The following is a 23463-nucleotide window of genomic DNA, read 5'->3' on the forward strand; positions in this document are numbered from 1 at the left end:
TGGCAATTCCTGAGAGTCTTTGAATTAGAGAGCGGATTTTGGGGAAGCGGTTTGCAGGTAGTGATCAGCCACGTCCAGCATACGGTTGGCAAAACCCCATTCGTTGTCGAACCACGCCAGGATGTTCACCAGCCGTGGGCCGGAAACACGGGTCTGACTGGCATCGACGATGGCCGAATGCGGGTCGTGGTTGAAATCACAGCTGGCGTGCGGCAACTCGGTGTAGGCCAACAGGCCTTTGAGCGGGCCGCTGGTGGCGGCGTCGCGCAGGATCCGGTTGACCTCGCCGGCGTCGGTGTCGCTGACGGTTTGCATGGTGATATCCAGGCACGACACATTTACCGTCGGTACCCGTACGGCTTTGGCCTGGATTCGCCCGGCAAGTTCCGGCAACAGTCGCTCGATACCGCGGGCAAGCCCGGTAGACACCGGAATCACGGACTGAAACGCCGAACGGGTACGGCGCAGGTCTTCGTGGTGATAGGCATCGATCACCGGCTGATCGTTCATCGCCGAGTGAATGGTGGTGATCGACACATATTCCAGGCCGATCGCCTGGTCCAGCAGGCGCAACAGCGGCACGCCGCAGTTGGTGGTGCAGGAGGCGTTGGACACCAGCAATTCGGCGCCGGTCAGGCAGTCCTGGTTCACGCCGTAGACGATGGTGGCGTCGACATCCGCCTCGCTGGCCATCGGCTGGGAGAACAATACCCGTGGCGCGCCGGCGTCGAGAAAACGCTGGCCATCGGCACGGGTGTGATAGGCACCGGAGCATTCCAGCACCAGGTCGACGTCCAGCGCCGCCCAGTCAATGCCTTCGGGGGTGGCACTGCGCAATACCTTCACGCAGTTGCCATTAATATGCAGACAGTCGTCCTCGACCCGCACTTCGCCGGGGAACCGGCCGTGGGTGGAGTCAAAGCGTGTCAGGTATTCGATGCTGGCCATGTCGGCCAGATCGTTGATCGCAACAATTTCAAACCCGGCCGCCGCCCCTCGCTCGAACAGAGCACGCAAGACGCAACGACCAATCCGGCCGTAGCCGTTGAGTGCAACTTTGTAAGGACGCGGTTGAGGCATGGGGTTCTCGCATTGTGGGCGACACAAACCATTGTAGGAGCTGGCTGGTGTGGCGAGGGAGCTTGCTCCCGCTGGAGTGCGAAGCACTCCCAGACCGGCTGACGAGGTGTATCTGACACATCTCGATCGCACGGCTTGGGGCCGCTTCGCAGCCCAGCGGGAGCAAGCTCCCTCGCCACAACAAGCTCGCTCCTACAAGGGGACGCGCTTTAGTCTTCCAGCAGCTCTTCAGCCTGACCCAGGATGTTTTCCAGGGTGAAACCGAACTCTTCGAACAACGCTGGCGCCGGCGCCGACTCACCGTAGGTGGTCATGCCGATCACGCGGCCTTCCAGGCCCACGTACTTGTACCAGTAGTCGGCGTGAGCCGCTTCGATGGCGATACGCGCGCTGACCTGCAACGGCAGCACCGATTGCTTGTAGTCGGCGTCCTGGGCTTCGAAAACGCTGGTGCACGGCATGGAAACCACACGCACGTTGCGACCGGCGGCGGTCAGCTTGTCGTACGCCTGAACCGCCAGGCCCACTTCGGAACCGGTGGAGATCAGGATCAGCTCCGGCTCGCCGATGCAGTCTTTGAGCACGTAGCCACCACGGCTGATGCCTTCGATCTGCGCCGCGTCGCGGGTTTGATGCTGCAGGTTCTGACGGGAGAAGATCAGCGCCGAAGGGCCGTCCTTACGCTCGATAGCGTGCTTCCAGGCCACAGCCGATTCGACCGCGTCCGATGGGCGCCAGGTGTCGAGGTTCGGCGTGGTGCGCAGGCTGGTCAATTGCTCGACCGGCTGGTGCGTCGGGCCGTCTTCGCCCAGGCCGATGGAGTCGTGGGTGTAGACGAAGATCACACGCTTCTTCATCAACGACGCCATGCGTACCGCGTTGCGCGCGTATTCCATGAACATCAGGAAGGTCGCGCCGTAAGGCACCAGGCCGCCGTGCAAGGCAACACCGTTCATGATGGCGCTCATGCCGAACTCGCGTACGCCGTAGTACATGTAGTTGCCGCTGGCGTCTTCCGCCGAAACACCTTTGCAACCTTTCCACAGGGTCAGGTTGGAACCGGCCAGGTCAGCCGAACCGCCGAGGAACTCAGGCAGCAGCGGGCCGAACGCGTTCAGGGTGTTCTGGCTGGCTTTACGGCTGGCGATGGTTTCGCCCTTGGCTGCCACTTCGGCGATGTAGGCCGAGGCTTTTTCCGAGAAGTCGGCAGGCAGGTCACCGGCCAGGCGGCGTACCAGCTCGTTGGCCAATTCAGGGAATTCGGCGGAGTAGGCAGCAAAACGCTGGTCCCACTCGGCTTCGGCAGCCAGGCCGGCTTCCTTGGCGTCCCATTCGGCGTAGATGTCGGCCGGGATTTCGAACGGGCCGTGGTTCCATTTCAGCGCAGCACGGGTCAGGGCGATTTCCGCGTCACCCAGTGGGGCGCCGTGGCAGTCTTCTTTACCTTGCTTGTTCGGCGAACCGAAACCGATGGTGGTCTTGCAGCAGATCAGGGTCGGCTGCTCGCTCTTGCGGGCGGTTTCGATGGCGGTCTTGATCTCTTCAGGATCGTGGCCGTCGACGTTGCGGATCACCTGCCAGTTGTAGGCTTCGAAACGCTTTGGCGTGTCGTCGGTGAACCAGCCTTCGACTTCGCCGTCGATGGAGATGCCGTTGTCATCGTAGAAGGCAATCAGCTTGCCCAGGCCCAGGGTACCGGCCAGGGAAGCGACTTCGTGGGAAATGCCTTCCATCATGCAGCCATCACCCAGGAACACGTAGGTGTGGTGGTCGACAACGTTGTGGTTCGGGCGGTTGAATTGCGCGCCCAGGACTTTTTCAGCCAGGGCAAAACCCACGGCGTTGGCCAAACCCTGGCCCAGTGGACCGGTGGTGGTCTCCACGCCCGGGGTGTAGCCGTATTCCGGGTGGCCCGGGGTGCGGCTGTGGATCTGGCGGAAGTTTTTCAGGTCGTCGATGGTGACGTCGTAGCCGGTCAGGTGCAGCAACGAGTAGATCAGCATCGAGCCGTGGCCGTTGGACAGCACGAAGCGGTCACGGTCGGCGAACGACGGGTTGCTCGGGTTGTGTTTCAGGTAGTCACGCCAAAGTACCTCGGCGATATCCGCCATGCCCATCGGGGCACCGGGATGGCCGCTGTTGGCTTTTTGCACGGCATCCATGCTGAGGGCACGAATGGCGTTGGCACGCTCACGACGGCTGGGCATCGCTGATCTCCTGGAGTTGAATAAAAGAAACGGAAAAAAGGATCGGCATTTTCCCTCAGCCACGGCCCTCGGGGCAATGACAGATAGTCACTTGAGGGTGTTTTTCCTGTGGATTGGCTGGAGAAACCGTTCAGCACTTCGTCTATGGGTTATAGCGGCTGCTTATAACCACCGATTATCGACCAATATCAAAACTTTTTGATATTGGCCTTGCGAGGTTTTCCCACCGTCTCTAGACTGCTGCCCTATGAACTCAAGCGCACCTTCCATTCGCCCCGACGACAGCGACGAGCTGGCAGCCCTGTGCAAGGCCGGCGGCGATCCATTGCGCCTGAATGTGCTGCGTGCGCTGACCAACGATTCGTTCGGGGTGCTGGAGCTGGCACAAATCTTCGCCATCGGCCAGTCCGGCATGAGCCACCACTTGAAGGTGCTGGCCCAGGCTGACCTGGTGGCCACCCGCCGCGAAGGCAATGCGATTTTTTACCGTCGCGCCCTGCCCCACACCGAACAGTTGGGCGGTAAGCTCCACGCCGCTCTGCTGGAAGAAATCGACAGCCTGGCCCTGCCGGCTGACGTGCAGTCGCGTATCAGCCAGGTGCACGGCCAACGCGCAGCAGCCAGCCAGGATTTTTTCTCACGGGTAGCAGAGAAGTTTCGCGCCCAGCAGGACCTGATCGCCGGGTTGGCGCAGTACCGCGAAAGCGTGCTGGCACTTTTGGACAAGCTGAGCTTCAGTGATGAGGCCACGGCAGTTGAAGTGGGCCCCGGCGACGGCGGTTTCCTGCCGGAGCTGGCGCGGCGCTTTCATCAGGTCACGGCGCTGGACAACAGCCCGGCGATGCTGGAGCTGGCCCGCCAGTTGTGTGAGCGCGAGGCGCTGGGCAATGTCCGCCTGCAGTTGGCGGACGCCCTGAATGACACCAGCCTGCGGGCCGACTGCGTGGTGCTGAACATGGTCCTGCACCATTTCGCCGCCCCGGCAGAAGCCCTCAAGCAGATGGCGAATTTGCTGCAACCAGGCGGCAGCCTGCTGATTACGGATTTATGCAGCCACAACCAGAGTTGGGCCAGGGAGGCCTGCGGTGATCTCTGGCTGGGTTTTGAACAGGACGATTTGGCCCGCTGGGCCACCGCTGCGGGACTCGTTCCCGGGGAAAGCCTCTATGTAGGTTTACGTAATGGTTTCCAGATTCAGGTCCGACATTTTCAGCGGCCGGCTGGCGACACTCACCATCGGTAAATATCAGGAAAACATCGAGATGAGCGAATACTCCCTTTTCACCTCCGAGTCCGTGTCTGAAGGGCATCCGGACAAAATCGCCGACCAGATCTCTGACGCGGTGCTGGACGCTATCATCGCTGAAGACAAGTTCGCCCGAGTGGCGTGCGAGACTCTGGTGAAAACGGGCGTGGCGATCATCGCCGGTGAAGTCACCACTTCTGCCTGGGTCGACCTGGAGCAGATCGTTCGTGATGTGATCATCGATATCGGCTACAACAGCTCCGACGTCGGCTTCGACGGCGCGACCTGCGGCGTGATGAACATCATCGGCAAGCAGTCCCCGGACATCAACCAGGGTGTCGACCGCGCCAAACCTGAAGATCAGGGTGCCGGCGACCAGGGCCTGATGTTCGGCTACGCCAGCAACGAAACCGACGTGCTGATGCCAGCACCGATCACCTTCTCCCACCAGTTGGTGAAGCGCCAGGCCGAAGCCCGTAAATCGGGTGCGTTGCCATGGCTGCGCCCGGATGCCAAGTCCCAGGTGACCTGCCGTTATGAAGGCGGCAAAGTCGTCGCCATCGACGCTGTCGTACTGTCGACCCAACACAACCCGGACGTTTCCTACGCCGACCTGCGTGAAGGCGTCATGGAACTGATCGTCAAGCACGTGCTGCCGGCCGAACTGCTGACCAAAGACACCCAGTTCCACATCAACCCGACTGGCCAGTTCATCATCGGCGGCCCGGTGGGTGACTGCGGCCTGACCGGTCGCAAGATCATCGTCGACAGCTACGGCGGCATGGCCCGTCACGGCGGTGGCGCGTTCTCCGGCAAGGACCCATCCAAGGTTGACCGTTCCGCTGCCTACGCCGGTCGTTACGTGGCCAAGAACATCGTGGCAGCCGGCCTGGCCGAGCGTTGCGAGATCCAGGTGTCCTACGCCATCGGTGTGGCCCAGCCTACGTCGATCTCGCTGAACACCTTCGGCACCGGCAAGATCAGCGACGACAAGATCGTCAAGCTGGTGCGTGAGATCTTCGACCTGCGCCCTTACGCGATCACCACCATGCTCGACCTGCTGCACCCGATGTACCAGGAAACCGCGGCCTACGGCCACTTCGGTCGCACCCCTGAACAGAAGACCGTCGGCAACGACACCTTCACCACGTTCACCTGGGAAAAGACCGACCGCGCCAACGACCTGCGCACTGCCGCCGGCCTGTAAGCATCACGGTGTACACAAAGCCCCGCCGGGTTATCCCGGCGGGGCTTTTTATTGCCGGATGATTTGCGGGCGATGTTCACGTTTTTTGGATCCAATGCTTGCAGGCCAAATAATGGCCCTCTAGAATCCGCGCCCTCCCGGGCCTTCACCTCTTACTGGATATTGCACTGCGCCTGCCCGGGAGCCATAAGCGCGCAGGCAATCGAACATTGAGGTTTTCATGCGCATTTCCACACTCGCCCCTGCCGCCCTTCTGCTCAGCCTGTTCGCCCTGCCGGCGCACGCCGACCTGAGCGCACTCAGCGGCCTGACTTCGCAACTGGGTGTGTCTGCCGGCGACTGCGAAAAACAGGGCAAAGACCTGCAAGCCAAGGTCGACGCTGCCAAAGCCAATGGCGAAGACATGAAAGTGAAGGCCATGCAGGCTGCCCTGGATCAAGTCAACAAAGGTTGCAAAAAAGTCGGCGAGTCCCAGGACAAGCTCGATGCCGGCCAGCAAAAGCAGCAGGCCAAGGCTGACAGCAACGACAAAGTGAAAGCCCTGGGCGGTCTGTTCAAGTAAGCAGAAACATCGGGTAAAAAGCCTCGCGACTGCGGGGCTTTTTTATGCCCGCAGGGATGGCATAGGCTGGGCGCCCTTTCAGAGCAAGGATGCTCATGATGATGTCGCCTATGCGCCTACTGCTTGTCTTTTTACTCAGTTTCTCGCCACTGATTGCGTGGGCACGGGAGTGCCCCGACTGGGACACCGATCACGCGCAAGCCCAGATCGCCACCCTGTCGCAACAGGTTCGCCAGTGGGATGACAGCTACCACCGGCTCGGCCAGTCATTGATCAGCGATGAGCTCTATGACCAGGCCCGCCAGCGCCTTGCCCAATGGCGCAGCTGCTTTGCCCCCTCCGTCGCAGTCACGGACAACCCGCTGGGCAGCGCACGAGGCACGATCCCCCACCCGACGCCACACACTGGCCTGGAAAAACTGCTGGACGATAACGCCGTCCAGGCCTGGCTGAGCACTCGCCAGGACGTGTGGGTGCAGCCCAAGGTCGATGGCGTCGCCGTGACCCTGGTTTACCGCAAGGGCCGACTGAGCCGGGTCATCAGTCGCGGCGATGGCCAGTTGGGGCAGGACTGGTCAGCCTCCGCCCGCCGGATTCCCGGAATCGTCCAGCAGTTGTCCGAGCCCGTTGACGTGCTGTTGCAAGGCGAACTCTATTGGCGGCTGAGGGACCATGTGCAGGCGGACGAAGGGGGCCTCGGCGCCCGCAGCAAAGTGGCCGGGCTGATGAACCGTCGGCAGTTGAGCGAGGCGCAGGCGGCCAATATCGGTCTGTTTGTGTGGGCCTGGCCCAAAGGTCCCGGAGATTTTTCCGAGACGCTGAGCCAGCTTGCGCGATGGGGGTTCACCGATAGCGGGCGCTACAGCCAGCCGATCAAGGACATCACCGATGCGGCGCATTGGCGCAGCTATTGGTACAGCCACCCACTGCCCTTCGCCAGTGACGGGGTGGTGTTGCACCAGAGCCAACGACCGCCGGCGGAACGCTGGCGGGTCAGCGCGCCCTATTGGGCGGTCGCCTGGAAGTACCCGACGGTCAAGGCACTGGCCCATGTAAGCAAGGTGCACTTCAAGATCGGCCGCACCGGGCGCATCACCTCCATCCTGGAGCTGGAGCCGGTACTGCTCGATGACCGGAAAATCAGCCGGGTCAGTGTGGGGTCCCTGAAACGCTGGCAGGAACTGGATATTCGCCCTGGCGACCAGGTGTCCATCAGCCTCGCCGGGCAAGTCATCCCGCGCCTGGACCACGTCATCCTGCGCAGCCATTCACGGGCCGAATTGCAGGTCCCGCAGGCCAAGGACTTCCATCCGTTGAGTTGCTGGCAACTGGCCCCCGGCTGCGAAGACCAGTTGCTGGCGCGCCTGACCTGGCTGAGCGGCGCCCAGGGCCTGGCCCTGCCGCATATCGGCCGCGAAACCTGGAACAGCTTGATCCAGGCCGGTCTAATCGGTGGCCTGCTCGATTGGTTAACCCTGGATGAGGCAGAGCTTGCTAACATTGATGGCTTCGGCGAACGCAGCAGTGCGCGTTTGCTCGACAGCTTGCGCAGCGCCCGGCAGCGACCGTTCGCACAATGGCTGAAGGCCCTGGGAGTACCGCCCACGGCCCGCAACAATCTGCAAGGCGGCTGGCAAACCCTGGCCGCCAAAGACACTCAAGCCTGGCTGGCCGAAGACGGCATTGGCCCGGGCCGCGCGGCGCAACTGAGCGCTTTTTTTCGCGACCCGCAGGTGCAGGCCTTGAGTGAAACATTACGGGCCGCCGGGATAGAAGGTTTTTGACCTCCGCCCAGCGGCATACCCGGTGACGGCAGAATTCATCCTGCCCACCTGATTGCGACCTTGTTTCCCATGGAGCGTTTATGAAGTTTCTTGCACCTTTTGCCCTGCTGACCGTTGCTGCCTTCATGGCCACGCCACTGCTGGCCGCCGAGGAAGCCCCGCCACTCACCGGCTGCGCCGCCAAGCGCCAGGCCATCAGTACCCAGATCGAACAAGCCAAGGCCCACGGCAACAGCGAGCAACAAGCCGGCCTGGAAAAAGCCTTGAGTGAAGTCACCGCCAACTGCACCGACGCCTCCTTGAAGAAGGAGCGCGAAAACAAGGTGCTCGACGCCAAGCACGAAGTCAGCCGCCGTCAGGCCGACCTCGACAAGGCCATGAAAAAGGGTGATTCCGACAAGATCAACAAGCGCAAGGACAAGCTGGCCCAGTCACGCAAGGACTTGCAGGAAGCCCTGGACGAACTGGACAAGTAAGACGCCTCAGTGATCGCGGAACTGTTTATGGCACGCGGTGCAGGCATCTTCGACTTTCTGCACGGCCGGGCCAAGGTTGCTGGCCTTGTAAGGCTGGACCTGGCTGGCGATCACCAATTCACCGGTGGCCGCTTCAAGGGTTCGGGCCATTTCCTGGAAACGTGCCTGTTTCTGCCACACCTCGTCCTTGGCGCTGGTGTGGTCTTCTTCGCGCACGCTCGGGAAATGTTTCCACGGTTCATGGGACAACGCATCGAGCTTGACCGCGCCTTCGGCAAATTTGGCGCCATCGAACGGAATGCGCCCACGCAGCATGCCGCCCAGGTCTTCGCCGGTCTTGAGCATCTGCTTGAAAATCGCCTTGCGCTGGCCAAGGGGCGAGTTCGGGTCCACCCCGCCGCAGGCGGACAGTGTCAGGCAGGCCAGCAATACAACGGTCAGTCTTTTAAAAGTCATGATGGCTCAAGGTCACGGGAAACGGCGGCCAGTATCCTCGCCCGGCCCGCAAAGACCAATACCCCTATTAATAATAAGGGTTGCTCGAACGCCGACCGGCGCGGGCAATCGCTTCAGGAACTATGTGTATGAATACCCGCTTTAAACCCTGGAGTCGCCGCCTGGCGTGGGCTCTGCCAATGATCGCGTTGCTCGCCGGTTGCGACACCGGCAAGGACGAGAAAGCCAAGCCTCATGCCATTGCGACCTACGTCGGCGCTACCTGGGAAAACCTGCCGGCCGTGTCGGACAGCGACCTGCAAGCCGGCTTCGAGTCCTGGCGCAGCGCCTGCCAACGGCTCAAGGCTGACCCGGTGTGGGGCACGACCTGCGCGGCATCTGCCAGCGTGCCATCAACCGCCGTGGCGATTCGTGACTTCCTCAAGGCCAACCTCGACGTCTACGGCTTGCGCTCGGCCGACAATAGCCCCAACGGCCTGATCACCGGCTACTACGAGCCGGTTTACCCCGGCAGCCTCACCGAAACGCCCACCGCCCATGTACCGGTGTTCGGCGTGCCGGACGACCTGATCATCGTCAACCTGGACAGCATCTACCCGGAACTCAAGGGCAAGCGCCTGCGCGGTCGCCTGGAAGGCCGGGTACTCAAGCCCTATGACGATGCCAGCACCATCAACCAGCAAGGTTCCACCGCCAAGCCGATCGCCTGGCTGACCAACCCGATGGACCTGCAATTCCTGCAGATCCAGGGTTCGGGCCGCATTCAGCTGGCCGACGGCCGCCAATTGCGGGTCGGTTACGGTGATCAGAACGGTTACCCGTACCGCCCTATCGGCCGCTGGCTGGTGGAGCAAGGCGAGTTGAAAAAAGAAGACGTGACCATGGGCGCCATCAGCGCCTGGGCCAAGGCTCATCCCCAGCGCATTCCCGAATTGCTGGCGAGCAACCCCAGCTACGTGTTCTTCAGCGCACGCCCCGACAGCAACGAAGGCCCCCGTGGCTCGCTGAACGTACCGCTGACGGCGGGTTACAGCGTGGCAGTGGACCGCAAGGTGATTCCGCTGGGCAGCCTGTTGTGGTTGTCGACGACGCGACCGGACGGTGCGCCGATTGCCCGCCCGGTGGCCGCGCAGGATACCGGCGGTGCAATTACCGGCGAAGTGCGGGCCGACCTGTTTTGGGGAACCGGTGATGCCGCAGGCGAGTTGGCGGGCAACATGAAGCAGCAGGGGCAGATCTGGATGCTGTGGCCCAAAGGCGCGGCGCTGCCGAAAGTGCCGGATGCGCCGACAGGGAGCTGAATAACACCACTGAACTCTGTGGGAGCTGGCTTGCCTGCGATAGCATCACCTCGGTGTAACTGACACATCGAGTTGACTGCATCGCGGGCAAGCCCGCTCCCACACTTGAACAGCGTCAGGCTTTAGATCGAGACGAAGAAGAAACTCGCAATCAACGCCATCCCCACCGCCCATACCACTGACCGCAGGATCGCCCAGTCCGCCAGGTAGCAGATGATGTAGAGCAGACGGCTGGTGATAAACAGCACCGCCAGCACGTTGATCGTCACCAGCGATGCTGCGCCTGCCAAATGGGCAATGATCACCGCCGCCGCAAAGGCCGGGGTCACTTCAAAACTGTTGAGTTGCGCACTGTGGGCGCGCTTGGCGAACCCTTCAAGGGTGTCCAGGAACGCTCGCGGGTCATGGTTCTGCCGGGGCCCGAACTTGCCGCCGCTGAACTTGGCCACGCCGGTGCACAGGTACGGCAGGAAGATTGCGATCAACACACACCAGAAAGCGACTGTCATAACTCATTCCTTTTTTAGTTTTATCCGACGGTTAGAGTTTCATCACGAACATGCCGATCAGCACCAACCCACAGGCTATGAGCCGCGGGCGGCCGAAAGGTTCTTTCAGGTAACGCATGCCGAACAGCACCACCAGGATCACGCTGACTTCCCGCAGCGCGGCAGCCTCGGCAATCGAGCCCAATTGCATGGCCCAAAGCACCAGAGCGTAGCTCAACAACACGCACAACCCGACGCTCAGCCCCAGCCGCCACTGTGTGCGCCAGAACAGCACGAATGCTGCCCGTTTGCGCACCACCGCCAGCAACGGAAACGGCCAGGCGCTGATCAGCGTCAGCCACACCAGGTAATCCAGCGGGTGTGACCAACGGCGCAATGCCTGGCCATCGAGGAAGGTGTAGCAGCCGATGCACAGCCCGATCAATGCCACCACCGGCAGCATCGACCACGGCAACCGGTCACCGCCGCCACCCTGCCACAACAGGCACAGCATTCCGAACGGAATCAGCAGAATGCCGAGGATCTGCTGGGTGCTGAGCACCTCACCGGCAAACACCAGCGTCAGCACCAGCACCACCAGGGGCGACAGCCCGCGCATCAGCGGGTACACCAACCCCAGGTCGCCCACCCGATAGGCCTGGATCAGCAGGTAGCGATAGAGCAGTTCAAACAGTGCCGAGGCGATGATCCATGGCCAGATTTCCAGCGGCGGCAACGACACGAAACCTACCGCCAGCAAGACAAACAGCAACGCCACGGTGTCCATGCAGGCGATCACCAACAGGCGCTCGCCGCTGAATTTGATCAAGGTGTTCCACGTCGCATGCAGCAGCGCCGCTACCAGTACCAGAGCTGTTGCAATCACTCGTGACTCCCCAGTCAGAAACAGCAGAATTGATGCGCCATATGTCAGCACCTGTTTATACTAAAGCCAACCACGCCGCACTCAGTTGCGCAAAGACCTCTACCCATAATTTTTTGCTGCTGCCCGATCCTCATCGACCCGAGCGTGGGCATGCGTATGCCTGACGGCACTTTTCTCCATCTGCTTGCAACGTCGCCGCCTCGCTGCGGTCCACCTATCCAACTCACTACTCACTCCCCATCCAAGGACCCCGGATGCTTGAACTTGTCGCTGCGTTTATTTGCCTGACCACCCTGCTCACTTATGTGAACTACCGCTTCATCGGCCTGCCGCCCACCATCGGCGTGATGGTAACGGCGCTGATGTTTTCCCTGCTGCTGCAAGGCTTGAGCTTTATCGGTTACCCCGGCCTTGAAGAGCGCATCCAGCAGTTGATCGGCCAGATCGACTTCGGCGACTTGCTGATGAACTGGATGCTCTCGTTCCTGCTGTTCGCCGGCGCCTTGCACGTCAACCTGAGCGACCTGCGCAGCTACCGCTGGCCCATCGGCCTGCTCGCCACCTTCGGCGTATTGATCGCCACCGTAGTGATCGGCAGCCTGGCCTACTACATCTTTGCCCTGTTTGGCTGGCACGTGAGCTTCCTGTACTGCCTGCTGTTCGGCGCGCTGATTTCCCCCACCGACCCGATTGCCGTGCTCGGCGTGCTGCGGACCGCCAACGCATCCAAACCGCTGAAAACCACGATCGTCGGCGAGTCGCTGTTCAACGACGGCACGGCGGTGGTGGTGTTCACCGTGTTGCTGGGCATCGCGCAGTTGGGCGAGACGCCCACGGTCGGCGCCACGGCCATGCTGTTTGCCCATGAGGCGATTGGTGGCGTGGTGTTCGGCGGGCTGATCGGCTACATCGTGTACTTGATGATCAAGAGCATCGAGCAGTATCAGATCGAAGTGATGCTGACCCTCGCCCTGGTGATCGGCGGCTCGGCCATGGCCACCGAACTGCACGTCTCGGCGCCGATTGCGATGGTGGTCGCGGGGCTGATCATCGGCAACCTGGGCCGCAAGCTGGCGATGAACGACATGACCCGGCGCTACCTCGACGGTTTCTGGGAACTGCTCGATGACATGCTCAACGCGCTGCTGTTCGCACTGATCGGCATGGAGCTTTTGCTGTTGCCATTCAACTGGCTGCACGTGCTGGCGGCCAGTTTGCTGGCCGTGGCAATCCTGTTGTCACGCCTGCTGACAGTGGCCCCGGCGATCCTGCTGTTGCGACGCTGGCGCACGGTGCCTCGCGGCACCATCCGCATCCTCACCTGGGGCGGCTTGCGCGGCGGGGTTTCAGTGGCACTGGCCCTGGCCCTGCCGCTGGGCCCGGAGCGTGACTTGCTGCTGAGCATCACCTACATCGTGGTGCTGTCGTCGATCCTGTTGCAGGGCTTGAGCATCGGCAAGCTGGTCAAGCATGTGACCAAGGATGAGCCTGCTCCCGAGGCTCACCACTGAAGCTGACGGTCAAAGCGTCTGCACGATGATCTGGCTCTTCAGGTCATTGGCCATGGCCCGGATCACCGGTTTCATCTGCGCGAAGAGTTCGGCGCTGCACACCGCTTGCGGGTGGGCAAACCTGGCCGTGCGTGAAATCAGCACGGTGTTGCCCTCCCGGGAATAGGTGGCGCTGTACTCGAAGCCGGCGCCCTTGAGCGACACCGCCTTGGGCACCGCCAGAATATTGAGGGTCTTGGGAAACTCGAACCGGGCCGTCTCACGGGTCTCTCCGGAAATGCAGGTGAAGGCCTGCGTGCGGTCTTTTTCCACGGCAAAGCCAAACACCTCCTGGGCAATCCCTCCGCCCAGGCTGCTCAATGCTGGCACCCCGATCGGGCCTGGCACACTCACCAGGTTGTCCGTACGCCCCACCATCATGGCATTGAAGCTTGGGGCGTCGCTGTCGAGGGCGTCGGTTTGCAGGGTGCCGCTGCCCGCCTGGCCATAACCGTGCAGAATTTTCTGGATCATCAAATCACGGTCCGCCGGTTTCATCGATTTGATCCAGGCACGGGCAAACTCCGCGCGCCACCCTTCCAGACGCTTGGCCAGGGTAAAGTCTGCCGCACCGCTGTCATCCACCTTGAACACCAGCTCATTGGATTCCTTGCCAGCCTGGGTCGCTGGCGTATGGCCCATCTCGCCGGTACGGGTCAACAACACCGGCTTGTCCAGATCGGGGTTGGGCAGGTAACCGGCGGCCGTGCCGGTCGCGGTCGAATCCAGGAACAGGTCCAGGCTGGGGATATAGGTGATTGCGTGGTTGATCGGGCTCAACGCCGCGACCTTGGGCAAGGTGTACGCACTGCCGTAGCTGATCAGCGCCGGGGTGCTTTCAATGGCGACGGCCTTGAGCAACGCTTCAAGCAGGGCCACATGGTCCTTGCAGTCACCGTAGCGGTTTTCCAGCACCGACTGCGCAGCGTGGGGAACCACTCCGCCCGCATTGATGTACACCGCCACATACCGGATGTTCCGGCGTACCCAGTCACTCAACACCAACGCCTTGGCCCGGGGTGTTGGCAGGTTGGCCGTGAGTTGGTTCGCCAATGCGGTGATGGCCGGGGTCACTTCGACGGTAGCCCGGGCATCGTAGGCCTTGGCCAACGCCCGGTAACTCGGGAAGGTCGAGACCGCCAGGTGCTGGCCGTAATCCATGTAGGCCACGGCGCCTTGCTCGGGTCGGTTTTTTTCCGCAGGCACGTAGTCCCAGCGATACACCTTGCGCCCGGGCGCGGCCGCCGGCGTGGAAGCGTTAAATCCTTTGGCGTCGACGTACAGTGGTTTATCCGCCGGCAAATCGTAGGTGAGGTTGAACTGCTCCATCGGGTAAAGGCTTGGCGATGCGGAGTCAATAAATTCGCCGGGGAACAGCGCGGTCTTGCGCACGAGCCGGTAACGCAGGGTCAGACGATCACCCACCGCCACCTCGGGGAAGATCACCACCTTGACCCGGGAGTCCTGGAACATGGGTGAATCGGCGGAAGCCCGTTCCTGCTGTTCCTTGATCTGCTCTGCACTCACCGCCACCTTGCGTCCGTCAGGCTTTTGGGTGAACGCCTCGACAATCTCCAGCGTATCCAGAGAACGGTTGTAACTCACCGGCTGCTGCGCGCGGGACCGTATGCCACGTTCTTCGTTGATGCGCATCACGGACTCGTAGTCCTGCACATAGCTGCCGTCGGCGTTGATCACAAATGACTGAGCCATTTTCTCGACGGTCACGGAGGGGTCTGCACCCTCATCCCTGGCCTGCGCAGAACCCAACACACCTGATACCAGCACCAGCCCCAATAGCCTGCGCCATGGGAAAAGAGGGGAAGCCCGCATAAAGATCCTTCTTGATGAATGAAAAGCCGCGCCGCGACTTTGCCATTCATTTATGACGAATCGGCTTACGGCTCCTTGCTGATCTTCTGAGGGTGACGCGGGTCGGCAACCTTGCCCGGCAGGCTGCTTTCGCTGCGAATCTGCGCGTGGCTGATCAGCGCAAAGATGAAGCTGCCGCCGATGATATTGCCCGCCAGCGTCGGTCCGGCAAAGATCAGCCAGAAGTCTTTCCACGGCAACTCGCCGGCAAACACCAGGTACGACACTTCCGCCGAGCCCACCACGATGTGGGTGAAATCCCCGAGCGCCATCAGGTAGGTGATCAAGATGATGATCCAGAGCTTGGCGCTTTCCATGGACGGGATCATCCAGACCATGGTGGCAATCATCCAGCCGGACACGATGCCCTTGGCGAACATCTGCCCGGGGTCGTTTTCCATGACCTTGCGCCCGATTTCCAGGAAGGCCAGGTCGGTCTTGGTGTCGAAGATCGGCAGGTGCAGCATCACATACGCCACCAGCAAGGTGCCGCACAGGTTGCCCACCAGCACCACCGTCCATAAGCGCAGCAGCCGGCCGGCATTGCTCAGGGTAGGCTTGCTCATCACCGGTAACACCGCCGTCAGGGTGTTTTCGGTGAACAGTTGCTGGCGCGCGAGAATCACCGCAAGAAAGCCTGCGCAGTAGCCAAAACTGGCAATCACCTTGAACCCTTCGCCATCCGGCAGCCGCGAGTTGAGCAAACCCATGCCCATCAAAGACAGCCCCATGGTCAGGCCGGCGGCCAGCGCCGACCACCACAGTGCCGCCACGGTACGCTCCAGTTCCTGGTCGCCTTGGGTGCGGATGATTTCGTGCAGAACCGCCGCGCGAGGCGGCTGGTTCTTGTCGACGTCGTGCTGCTCTTCCTGCGACAGGTTGGGGGTCTTGCCGTCTTTTTCAGTGGCCATGGCGTTCCTGAATCCGTTGTGTGCTTTTAGCTACGACACGCGGCGTTCAGGACTGTTCAGCCACTAAACCGCCAGGCGCCATGCCTTGGCCATTTCCACTGTCGTGGAGCGCCCCGGCTGCGACCAGGGTTTATTACGTGCCACGTAGTTTTCAACGATGTCATCGAGCGCCTGGTTGACCTGGGCCGGCGTCGTTGCCCGGCCCAGGTTGTGTTCAACCCGACGCAGCAGGGCGACATTCGAATCCGGCTGGCCCGGGCGAAACAACGAGGGATAGAGAACCTCCCGAGTGAAGTTGTCGGCGATCACCGCGATATTGCGCTTTTTCATTTCGCTGATGGCACTGGCCAGGACCCTTGAGGCGTTCTGATGCGGCGCTTGCAGCAGCTGCTGAAAATTGGGCTTGTCCGCATCATTGAGGCGAACTCCCAGCCACTCGACGTATTCCGGGCGGCTGGCCAGGGCGTCCAGGTTACGCAACGCCGACGCCAATTCAGGCGTCATTTGCAGCCGATCGCCGGTATTGGCCGACGCGACAGCCTTATCAAGCATGGCAAGCCCCTGCCGGGCTTCGTTTCGAAAACGCAGCACGTCACTGGACGCTTCGTCCTGATCAAGTGCGTCCTTTACGCTGGCAAGCATGGAATCGCTCATGGCCAACACAGCACCTTCAATCGAGCCGAATAAATACTGCTCCCGCACTTCAGAGCGTTTTTCCATATGGGCATTCACCGCAGCCCGTGCGAGTTCCTGCAGGTGATTCTTGACCTCCAGCGGCATGGTGAAATTGATCGTGCCGTTGAGAAATCCGCTGAAGTCACCCATGCCGGTCTTCAATGGCATAACGACCGTCTGATCCTTCATGACATTGAGTTTCGAGGCCATCAGCTCATGATTGGCCGCGTTCGGGATCCCGAGAAACCGGTCCTTGAAACCGTCAAGGCGACTGCCGCGCACCGCCGCGGGCTCATCACCGTCGAACTTCAAGATCAGTTGTTCAGTATCGGCGAGTGCACTGGAGGGAAACGTGCGCTGGAAAAAGTCAGTGGCGGGAGTGTTGAGCAGCAGGCCGCCATCCTGAAAGAAGGTTTTCTCGCCGTGTTCCTGAAACCCATGCCCTTGCTCCTGCGGCGCCTTGAACACCACCGGCAGCGCCCCCGAAATATGCGCGGCGCGCGCGATGTCCATGTCCGGCGTGAGACTGGCATTGAACACCACCAATTGCGGTCGGCCATCGAACAAGCCGGTACCCGTGATATTGAGCTCTTTGATTGCCGGGATATGCCGGCTCAACACCTGCAAATCACCGAACGTCGTCGCGCCGCCCGCACTTAATTTGTCCGCAATCGCCAGGATTTGTGGTGTGCGCTGGTCCCTGGGCAAATCGGCAATGTGCGCCAGCACCGTCTTTCGCGACTCGTCGCGCACCAATGCCTCCAGGGGTTCGGCCTTGGAGCCAAGGCGTGGCAACACGTTAAACAAAACCTCTGCCAGGCTGCTGACCTTGCCCGCCACCTTCCCGACACTCGAGCTCGCATCCTGCAGCCAAGCGGGAATGGCGTATTTGCTGTTCAGCAGCTTGGGCAATTCAAGGCGGTCCGACAGCGTGTCGAAGTCCTTGGCCCCCATCCCACTGGCCAGAAGGGCTGCCGAAATACCGCCGGCAGATGAGCCTGAAATACTGCGGATACCCTTCAAGGCGTTTTTATCTTCAAGCGCCTGGACCACCCCCGGATAGGCAATGCCCTTGGCACCGCCGCCACTGAGTACCAGTTGAGTGATCGGCGGTGGGGACAGCGTCACTTCCACAACGCCATTCGGGTAGCGACTCAACGCCAGGTTGCGTTCACCTGCGCCGTCTACCAGGGACGTTTTCGTACCTTGGGGTTGAACGGTAGCGTGGCCACTCCTTTGGACAACCGGTGCCGAGGCCGTGTCGAATGCCGCTGACAGGCCACTGCCCACGATGTCTCGGGCAGCGGCTGGCGAAGTTTGAGGGTATGAAGGCTGAGCAGGGTTTAACAGTTCCATTGTCGACTCTCTCTACAGGGTGTAGTCCTGTGTGACGAGAGAGCCTGGAACGATCCATCCGGAAGCGTCTTGCAAAACAAGTCACGCCCGCACGACGTTATTCGCTGAGGCCGTCTTCCTGAAACTGATCCTTCACATATTTGATCTCGGTGCGGCCATGGGGCGCCGGCAAGCCGTCTTCACCCAGGTTGACGAAGACCATTTTTTCCACGGTCAGGATGCTCTTGCGGGTGATCTTGTTGCGCACCTCGCAGGTCAGGGTGATGGAGGTGCGGCCGAACTCGGTGGCGGTGATGCCCAGTTCGATGATGTCGCCCTGGCGCGAGGCGCTGACGAAGTTGATTTCGGAGATGTACTTGGTCACCACCCGCTGGTTGCCCAACTGGACAATCGCGTAGATGGCCGCTTCTTCGTCGATCCAGCGCAGCAGGCTGCCACCGAACAGAGTGCCATTGGGGTTGAGGTCTTCGGGTTTTACCCATTTGCGGGTGTGGAAGTTCATGTTCACTCCAAAGCGTGTTGCGAAATGATGGGCAACATCATGGCAGAGGCCGGGCCCAAGCTCTATGAGCCATTGCCTATCAGCCCCATGAGCGATCTTCATGCCGCCGACAGAAAGGCTTTAGAAGTCAGGCGCAGGCGGCTATAATCGCCTCCGCTTCAAAACGGTCATCTTCGATTGATACCGTTCTCCCGCCACCTGTCCGAGGGGCGCTGCAGCAGGCTCGACCTGTCAGGCTCGGATGGGGCGTTGTCCGGCCTGGTTAGCCAGCTGGATACTAAACGCACAACGGCGCCCATTCGCACACTACGAATGGAGGCTCTTCATGAGCGCTGTAATCACGCCTGCAGGTTTTACCGACTACAAAGTCGCCGACATGTCCCTCGCTGCCTGGGGCCGTCGCGAAACCTTTATCGCCGAATCCGAAATGCCAGCCCTGATGGGCCTGCGTCGCAAGTACGCCGCTGAGCAGCCGCTCAAGGGCGCGAAGATTCTCGGCTGCATCCACATGACCATCCAGACTGCCGTGCTGATCGAAACCCTGGTTGCCCTGGGTGCCGAAGTACGCTGGTCGTCCTGCAACATTTTCTCGACTCAAGACCAGGCCGCTGCCGCTATCGCCGCTGCCGGCATCGCCGTGTTCGCCTGGAAAGGCGAGACCGAAGAAGAGTACGAGTGGTGCCTGGAGCAAACCATCCTCAAGGATGGCAAGCCATGGGATGCCAACATGATCCTCGACGACGGCGGCGACCTGACCGAGCTGCTGCACAAGAAGTACCCGCAGATCCTCGACCGCGTCCACGGCGTGACCGAAGAAACCACCACCGGCGTACACCGCCTGCTGGACATGCTGGCCAAGGGCGAGCTGAAAATCCCGGCCATCAACGTCAACGACTCGGTGACCAAGAGCAAGAACGACAACAAGTACGGCTGCCGTCATAGCCTGAACGATGCGATCAAGCGCGGCACCGACCACCTGTTGTCCGGCAAGCAAGCCCTGGTGATCGGCTACGGTGACGTGGGCAAGGGTTCGTCCCAGTCCCTGCGCCAGGAAGGCATGATCGTTAAAGTGTCCGAAGTTGACCCGATCTGCGCCATGCAAGCCTGCATGGACGGTTTCGAAGTGGTTTCGCCGTTCATCAACGGCCAGAACGACGGCACCGAAGCGAGCATCGACAAGGCCCTGCTGGGCAAGATCGACCTGATCGTGACCACCACCGGTAACGTCAACGTGTGCGACTCGAACATGCTCAAGGCCCTGAAAAAGCGCGCCGTGGTGTGCAACATCGGTCACTTCGACAACGAAATCGACACCGCTTTCATGCGCAAGAACTGGGCATGGGAAGAAGTGAAGCCACAGGTACACAAGGTTCACCGTACCGGCGCTGGTGATTTCGACCCGCAGAACGATGACTACCTGATCCTGCTGGCCGAAGGCCGTCTGGTCAACCTGGGCAACGCCACCGGCCACCCAAGCCGCATCATGGATGGCTCGTTCGCCAACCAGGTACTGGCCCAGATCTTCCTGTTCGGCCAGAAATACGCCGACCTGTCGCCAGCCCAGAAAGCCGAGCGCCTGACCGTGGAAGTACTGCCGAAGAAACTCGACGAAGAAGTGGCCCTGGAAATGGTCCGCGGCTTCGGCGGCGTGGTGACTCAACTGACCAAGACCCAGGCCGACTACATCGGTGTGGGCGTTGAAGGTCCGTTCAAGCCGCACGCTTACCGCTACTAAGTCCTACTGTAGGCACCGGCTTTAAGTGGGAGCTGGCTTGCCTGCGATAGCATCACCTCGGTGTGACTGACGCACCGAGGTGCCTGCATCGCGGGCAAGCCCGGCTCCCACACAAGCCCGCTCCCACATTGACGGTGTGCACCTTCTGGCTTTATGAGTTTCCATAGGTATGACCATGTCCCAAGACCGCCGCTACAGCTTCGAGTTCTTCCCGACCAAGACCGATGCTGGGCATGAAAAACTGATGGCGACCGCCAAGCAATTGGCCAGCTACAACCCCGATTTCTTCTCCTGCACCTACGGTGCCGGCGGCTCCACCCGCGATCGCACGATCAACACCGTGCTGCAGCTGGAAAGCCAAATCAAAGTACCTGCGGCTCCGCATTTGTCCTGCGTGGGCGACAGCAAGGCCGACCTGCGCAGCCTGCTGACCCAATACAAGCAAGCCGGCATCAAGCGCATCGTCGCCCTGCGCGGTGACCTGCCGTCCGGCATGGGCATGGCCAGCGGCGAGCTGCGCTACGCCAATGACCTGGTGAGCTTCATCCGTGAAGAAACCGGTGATCACTTCCATATCGAAGTGGCCGCTTACCCGGAGATGCACCCCCAGGCACGCAATTTCGAAGACGATCTGCAGAACTTCGTGCGCAAAGCCAACGCCGGCGCCAACAGTGCGATCACCCAGTACTTCTTCAACGCCGAAAGCTACTTCTACTTCGTTGAGCGTGTACAGGCGATGGGTGTGAACATCCCGGTCGTGCCGGGCATCATGCCGATCACCAACTACAGCAAACTGGCGCGTTTCTCTGACGCCTGCGGCGCGGAAATCCCACGCTGGATTCGTAAACAACTGGAAGCCTACGGCGACGACGTCAAGAGCATCCAGGCGTTCGGCGAACAGGTCATCAGCGAAATGTGTGAACAATTGTTGCAAGGTGGCGCACCAGGGCTGCACTTCTATACCCTGAACCAGGCTGAGCCAAGCCTCGCTGTCTGGAACAACCTCAAGCTGCCACGCTAAGGTCTGTCCCGAAATGCCAAGGCCCTCACAATGAGGGCCTTTGCCGTTCTAAACGTACACGGAATTCTGCAGTTCATGAATACAGCCACCCCGATGTCCCGCCCGCAACTGGTCTACCTCGTGTTCGGCGCAGAGACTTACCATCAGGAAGCCGTATTCAGCATCGCCAGCGCCCTGGCCTTTCTGCGGGATACGCCGGATGCCGGCCTCGACATCCAGGTCTTCAGTGACAACCCCGAACCCTATCGCCTGTTGCCGGTGACGGTGCGCCCGCTGGACGAAGCCACGCGCAAACGCTGGTGCGAACCTCATGGCTACCACTTTCGCACCAAGCACGTGGTGCTGCGGCAAGTACTGCAAGAATCCGAAGTGGCGCTGCTGATCGACACCGACACGTTTTTCCACCATTCGCCCCTGGCGTTGTTTGAGCGTGTGCAGCCCGGCACCCTGCTGTGCAACGCCTTCTACACCAAATACGGCGACAACCACGAAAGCATCCTGTACAGCGCCTTGTACCAGCGCCTGCTGGACATGGGCGTGGCCGACGACGACATGATGACCCTCAATTCCGGGGTCATGGGCCTGACGCAGCAGGACGCGCACATCCTCGACCGCTCGATCGAGTTGATGGACGAACTGTTTCCCCATGCCCAGGGCGCCTACACCCTGGAAGAGTTCTGCCTGTCCATCGCGGCCTATCGCACCCTCAACGTGCGTGAATGCCCGGACCTGATCCACCACTACTGGAGCCGCAAGCAGCTGTTCCGGGCCAAGGTCAAGGCGTGGATCGCCAAACATGCGACGAACCCCACCAGCGTCACGGCTTTGGACGACACGCGCCAGGTGTCGGCCCACCTGCCCCGCCCGCCGCGCCTGCAACGCCTGATGTACAAGCTGATCACCCTGGCATTGCCCAAGCATCAGCAGCAGTTCATCCGGGAAATCCTCTACGGCTGCTACGAACATGAAAACGAGTTCGACCAGGCGTGTGGCCCGGTTTGGTGGGACAAGGCCCGACAAAATCAGGAAGAGCGCCAGGGCAAGCCCGTTGACGCCCATCTGCTGGAGCATTGGTTCGCCAATCCCGTGGTGCGCCTGATTCTCGGCGAGCGCCGCGAGGCGATCTACGAACACCTGATCAAAACTCCAGGCCGGTAATCCGCCAGCCGCCCGCAGATCACTGTGCCAGAGCTTCTCTTTAGCCCGCGACAGTCGTAATCTCAGGGCATGCCTGTCACTTTCCGGTTGTTGACCGCTGTTCTTTTCGCTTGCCTGAGCCTCGGCGCCCACGGCGAGAAATTACGCATTGTCACCGAGCCCTGGGCGCCGTACGTGTATGACGACAACGGCACCATGCGCGGGCTCGACTACGAGACCACGGTGATCGTGTTCCAGCGCCTGGGCATCGATGTGGACTGGCAATTCCTGCCCTGGAAGCGCTGCCTGGCGATGCTCGACCAAGGCCAGGCTGATGGCGCACTGGATATTTTCCACAGCCACGAACGGGACAATGTATTGCTGTACCCCAGCGAGCCGCTGTCCGATGTGGAGTTCGTGCTGTTCTACGCCAATGATCGCCCGCATCCGTTCCAGACCTTCGACGACCTGCGCGGCCTGACCATCGGCACCTCGCCCGGCTACCTCTACGGCGCCGAGTTCAGCGAATCCACCCTGTTCAAGCAGGAGCCGGCCGCCAGCCACGAGGCCAACTTCGGCAAACTGGCCCTTGGGCGGATCGACCTGGTGATCACCGACCGCCGGGTCGGCCAGCATGTGCTCAAGGCCCTCGGGCTTGAGGACCAGATCACCCAGGCGCCCCAGGTGATCAGCCACCAGCCGCAATTTCTGGCCGTGCGCCGTGGGGCCGGCATGGATTTGCTGGTGCAACGCTTTGCCGCCGAACTCAAACGCTTCAAGCAAGAGCCGGCCTACGCGGCCTTGAGCGCCAAATATGCAGGCAGCAGCCCTCAAACCAGCGCCCTGGCCCTGCCCGCGAGCACCGTTGAGCAGCAGGAAAGCAGCGCAGAGTGATTGCTCTGTTATACTCCGGCCTTTCCGCCAGGCTTACGCCCGGACGCTTCGGTCTTGCAAAAGGCACCCGACCCCGCTACAGCGCAGCTTTCAAGCCCGCGCGAGCCGTCTGAGTGC

General features: G+C 61.0%; 20 protein-coding genes and 1 riboswitch. Of the genes, 11 read left to right on the plus strand and 9 right to left on the minus strand.

From position 1 onward, the window contains the following. Positions 1-24 precede the first annotated feature (24 nt). Complete coding sequence (gene epd, locus V3W39_RS19430) at positions 25-1080, minus strand: erythrose-4-phosphate dehydrogenase (RefSeq protein ID WP_177043150.1); 1056 nt, start codon at positions 1078-1080, stop codon at positions 25-27. A 209-nt stretch (positions 1081-1289) separates the two neighbouring features. After that, positions 1290-3287: a transketolase gene (tkt, locus tag V3W39_RS19435; RefSeq protein ID WP_330213141.1), complete on the minus strand. Its 1998-nt coding sequence runs from the start codon at positions 3285-3287 to the stop codon at positions 1290-1292. Between the two features lie 247 nt (positions 3288-3534). On the opposite strand from tkt, the gene V3W39_RS19440 reads away from it, so the two are divergent. The 5 genes from V3W39_RS19440 to V3W39_RS19460 all read left to right on the plus strand — a co-directional run bounded on the left by V3W39_RS19440 (position 3535) and on the right by V3W39_RS19460 (position 8562). After that, positions 3535-4530: an ArsR/SmtB family transcription factor gene (locus V3W39_RS19440; RefSeq protein WP_177112517.1), complete on the plus strand. Its 996-nt coding sequence runs from the start codon at positions 3535-3537 to the stop codon at positions 4528-4530. Between the two features lie 19 nt (positions 4531-4549). Then, positions 4550-5740 (plus strand): methionine adenosyltransferase, encoded by a 1191-nt coding sequence (gene metK, locus V3W39_RS19445; RefSeq protein ID WP_003216863.1) that lies wholly within the window; start codon positions 4550-4552, stop codon positions 5738-5740. A 220-nt stretch (positions 5741-5960) separates the two neighbouring features. Beyond that, the gene (locus V3W39_RS19450) at positions 5961-6302 is read left to right on the plus strand and encodes a DUF1090 family protein (protein WP_177043147.1); all 342 of its coding nucleotides are present in this window, start codon (positions 5961-5963) and stop codon (positions 6300-6302) included. Between the two features lie 110 nt (positions 6303-6412). After that, positions 6413-8086, plus strand: coding sequence for an NAD-dependent DNA ligase LigB (ligB, locus tag V3W39_RS19455; RefSeq protein WP_330213142.1), 1674 nt, complete (start codon positions 6413-6415; stop codon positions 8084-8086). An 80-nt stretch (positions 8087-8166) separates the two neighbouring features. Beyond that, positions 8167-8562 carry a DUF1090 domain-containing protein gene (locus tag V3W39_RS19460; protein WP_177043146.1) on the plus strand — a complete coding sequence of 132 codons (396 nt, stop codon included), beginning with the start codon at positions 8167-8169 and terminating at the stop codon, positions 8560-8562. Between the two features lie 6 nt (positions 8563-8568). Here the strand turns inward: V3W39_RS19460 and V3W39_RS19465 are convergent, their stop codons facing one another. Further along, on the minus strand, positions 8569-9018 hold the full coding sequence (locus V3W39_RS19465; RefSeq protein ID WP_177043145.1) for a c-type cytochrome: 450 nt from the start codon (positions 9016-9018) through the stop codon (positions 8569-8571). 128 nt (positions 9019-9146) lie between these two features. Between V3W39_RS19465 and mltA the strand changes: the two genes are divergently transcribed. Continuing rightward, the gene (mltA, locus tag V3W39_RS19470; protein ID WP_177043144.1) at positions 9147-10319 is read left to right on the plus strand and encodes a murein transglycosylase A; all 1173 of its coding nucleotides are present in this window, start codon (positions 9147-9149) and stop codon (positions 10317-10319) included. Between the two features lie 122 nt (positions 10320-10441). Here the strand turns inward: mltA and V3W39_RS19475 are convergent, their stop codons facing one another. Together V3W39_RS19475 and V3W39_RS19480 are read right to left on the minus strand one after the other, a co-directional pair. Continuing rightward, a complete protein-coding gene (locus V3W39_RS19475) occupies positions 10442-10828 on the minus strand; it encodes an MAPEG family protein (protein ID WP_177043143.1) in 387 nt (128 codons plus the stop codon). Positions 10829-10859: 31 nt separating this feature from the next. Continuing rightward, positions 10860-11693 (minus strand): EamA family transporter, encoded by an 834-nt coding sequence (locus V3W39_RS19480; protein ID WP_177043142.1) that lies wholly within the window; start codon positions 11691-11693, stop codon positions 10860-10862. Between the two features lie 254 nt (positions 11694-11947). On the opposite strand from V3W39_RS19480, the gene V3W39_RS19485 reads away from it, so the two are divergent. Next, the gene (locus V3W39_RS19485; RefSeq protein ID WP_177043141.1) at positions 11948-13204 is read left to right on the plus strand and encodes a cation:proton antiporter; all 1257 of its coding nucleotides are present in this window, start codon (positions 11948-11950) and stop codon (positions 13202-13204) included. Between the two features lie 9 nt (positions 13205-13213). Here the strand turns inward: V3W39_RS19485 and V3W39_RS19490 are convergent, their stop codons facing one another. The 4 genes from V3W39_RS19490 to V3W39_RS19505 form a co-directional block, all read right to left on the minus strand. Further along, the gene (locus V3W39_RS19490) at positions 13214-15076 is read right to left on the minus strand and encodes a DUF3857 domain-containing transglutaminase family protein (protein ID WP_330213143.1); all 1863 of its coding nucleotides are present in this window, start codon (positions 15074-15076) and stop codon (positions 13214-13216) included. A 65-nt stretch (positions 15077-15141) separates the two neighbouring features. Beyond that, the gene (locus V3W39_RS19495) at positions 15142-16026 is read right to left on the minus strand and encodes a formate/nitrite transporter family protein (RefSeq protein ID WP_177131943.1); all 885 of its coding nucleotides are present in this window, start codon (positions 16024-16026) and stop codon (positions 15142-15144) included. 63 nt (positions 16027-16089) lie between these two features. Continuing rightward, positions 16090-17991, minus strand: coding sequence for a patatin-like phospholipase family protein (locus tag V3W39_RS19500; protein ID WP_330213144.1), 1902 nt, complete (start codon positions 17989-17991; stop codon positions 16090-16092). Between the two features lie 163 nt (positions 17992-18154). Next, positions 18155-18559, minus strand: coding sequence for an acyl-CoA thioesterase (locus V3W39_RS19505; RefSeq protein WP_034128915.1), 405 nt, complete (start codon positions 18557-18559; stop codon positions 18155-18157). Between the two features lie 198 nt (positions 18560-18757). Next, positions 18758-18863: riboswitch (S-adenosyl-L-homocysteine riboswitch) on the plus strand. Between the two features lie 21 nt (positions 18864-18884). Between V3W39_RS19505 and ahcY the strand changes: the two genes are divergently transcribed. The 4 genes from ahcY (at position 18885) to V3W39_RS19525 (ending at position 23346) form a co-directional block, all read left to right on the plus strand. Continuing rightward, a complete protein-coding gene (ahcY, locus tag V3W39_RS19510) occupies positions 18885-20294 on the plus strand; it encodes an adenosylhomocysteinase (RefSeq protein WP_330213145.1) in 1410 nt (469 codons plus the stop codon). A gap of 175 nt (positions 20295-20469) precedes the next feature. Continuing rightward, positions 20470-21315: a methylenetetrahydrofolate reductase [NAD(P)H] gene (gene metF / locus V3W39_RS19515; RefSeq protein WP_177112513.1), complete on the plus strand. Its 846-nt coding sequence runs from the start codon at positions 20470-20472 to the stop codon at positions 21313-21315. Positions 21316-21390: 75 nt separating this feature from the next. Next, a complete protein-coding gene (locus tag V3W39_RS19520; protein WP_177112512.1) occupies positions 21391-22473 on the plus strand; it encodes a hypothetical protein in 1083 nt (360 codons plus the stop codon). Positions 22474-22542: 69 nt separating this feature from the next. Then, positions 22543-23346, plus strand: coding sequence for a substrate-binding periplasmic protein (locus tag V3W39_RS19525; RefSeq protein ID WP_177043136.1), 804 nt, complete (start codon positions 22543-22545; stop codon positions 23344-23346). The last annotated feature ends 117 nt before the right edge of the window (positions 23347-23463 follow it).

The organism is Pseudomonas sp. Z18(2022) (genome assembly GCF_036346535.1).
Taxonomy (GTDB): Bacteria; Pseudomonadota; Gammaproteobacteria; order Pseudomonadales; family Pseudomonadaceae; genus Aquipseudomonas; species Aquipseudomonas yamanorum_A.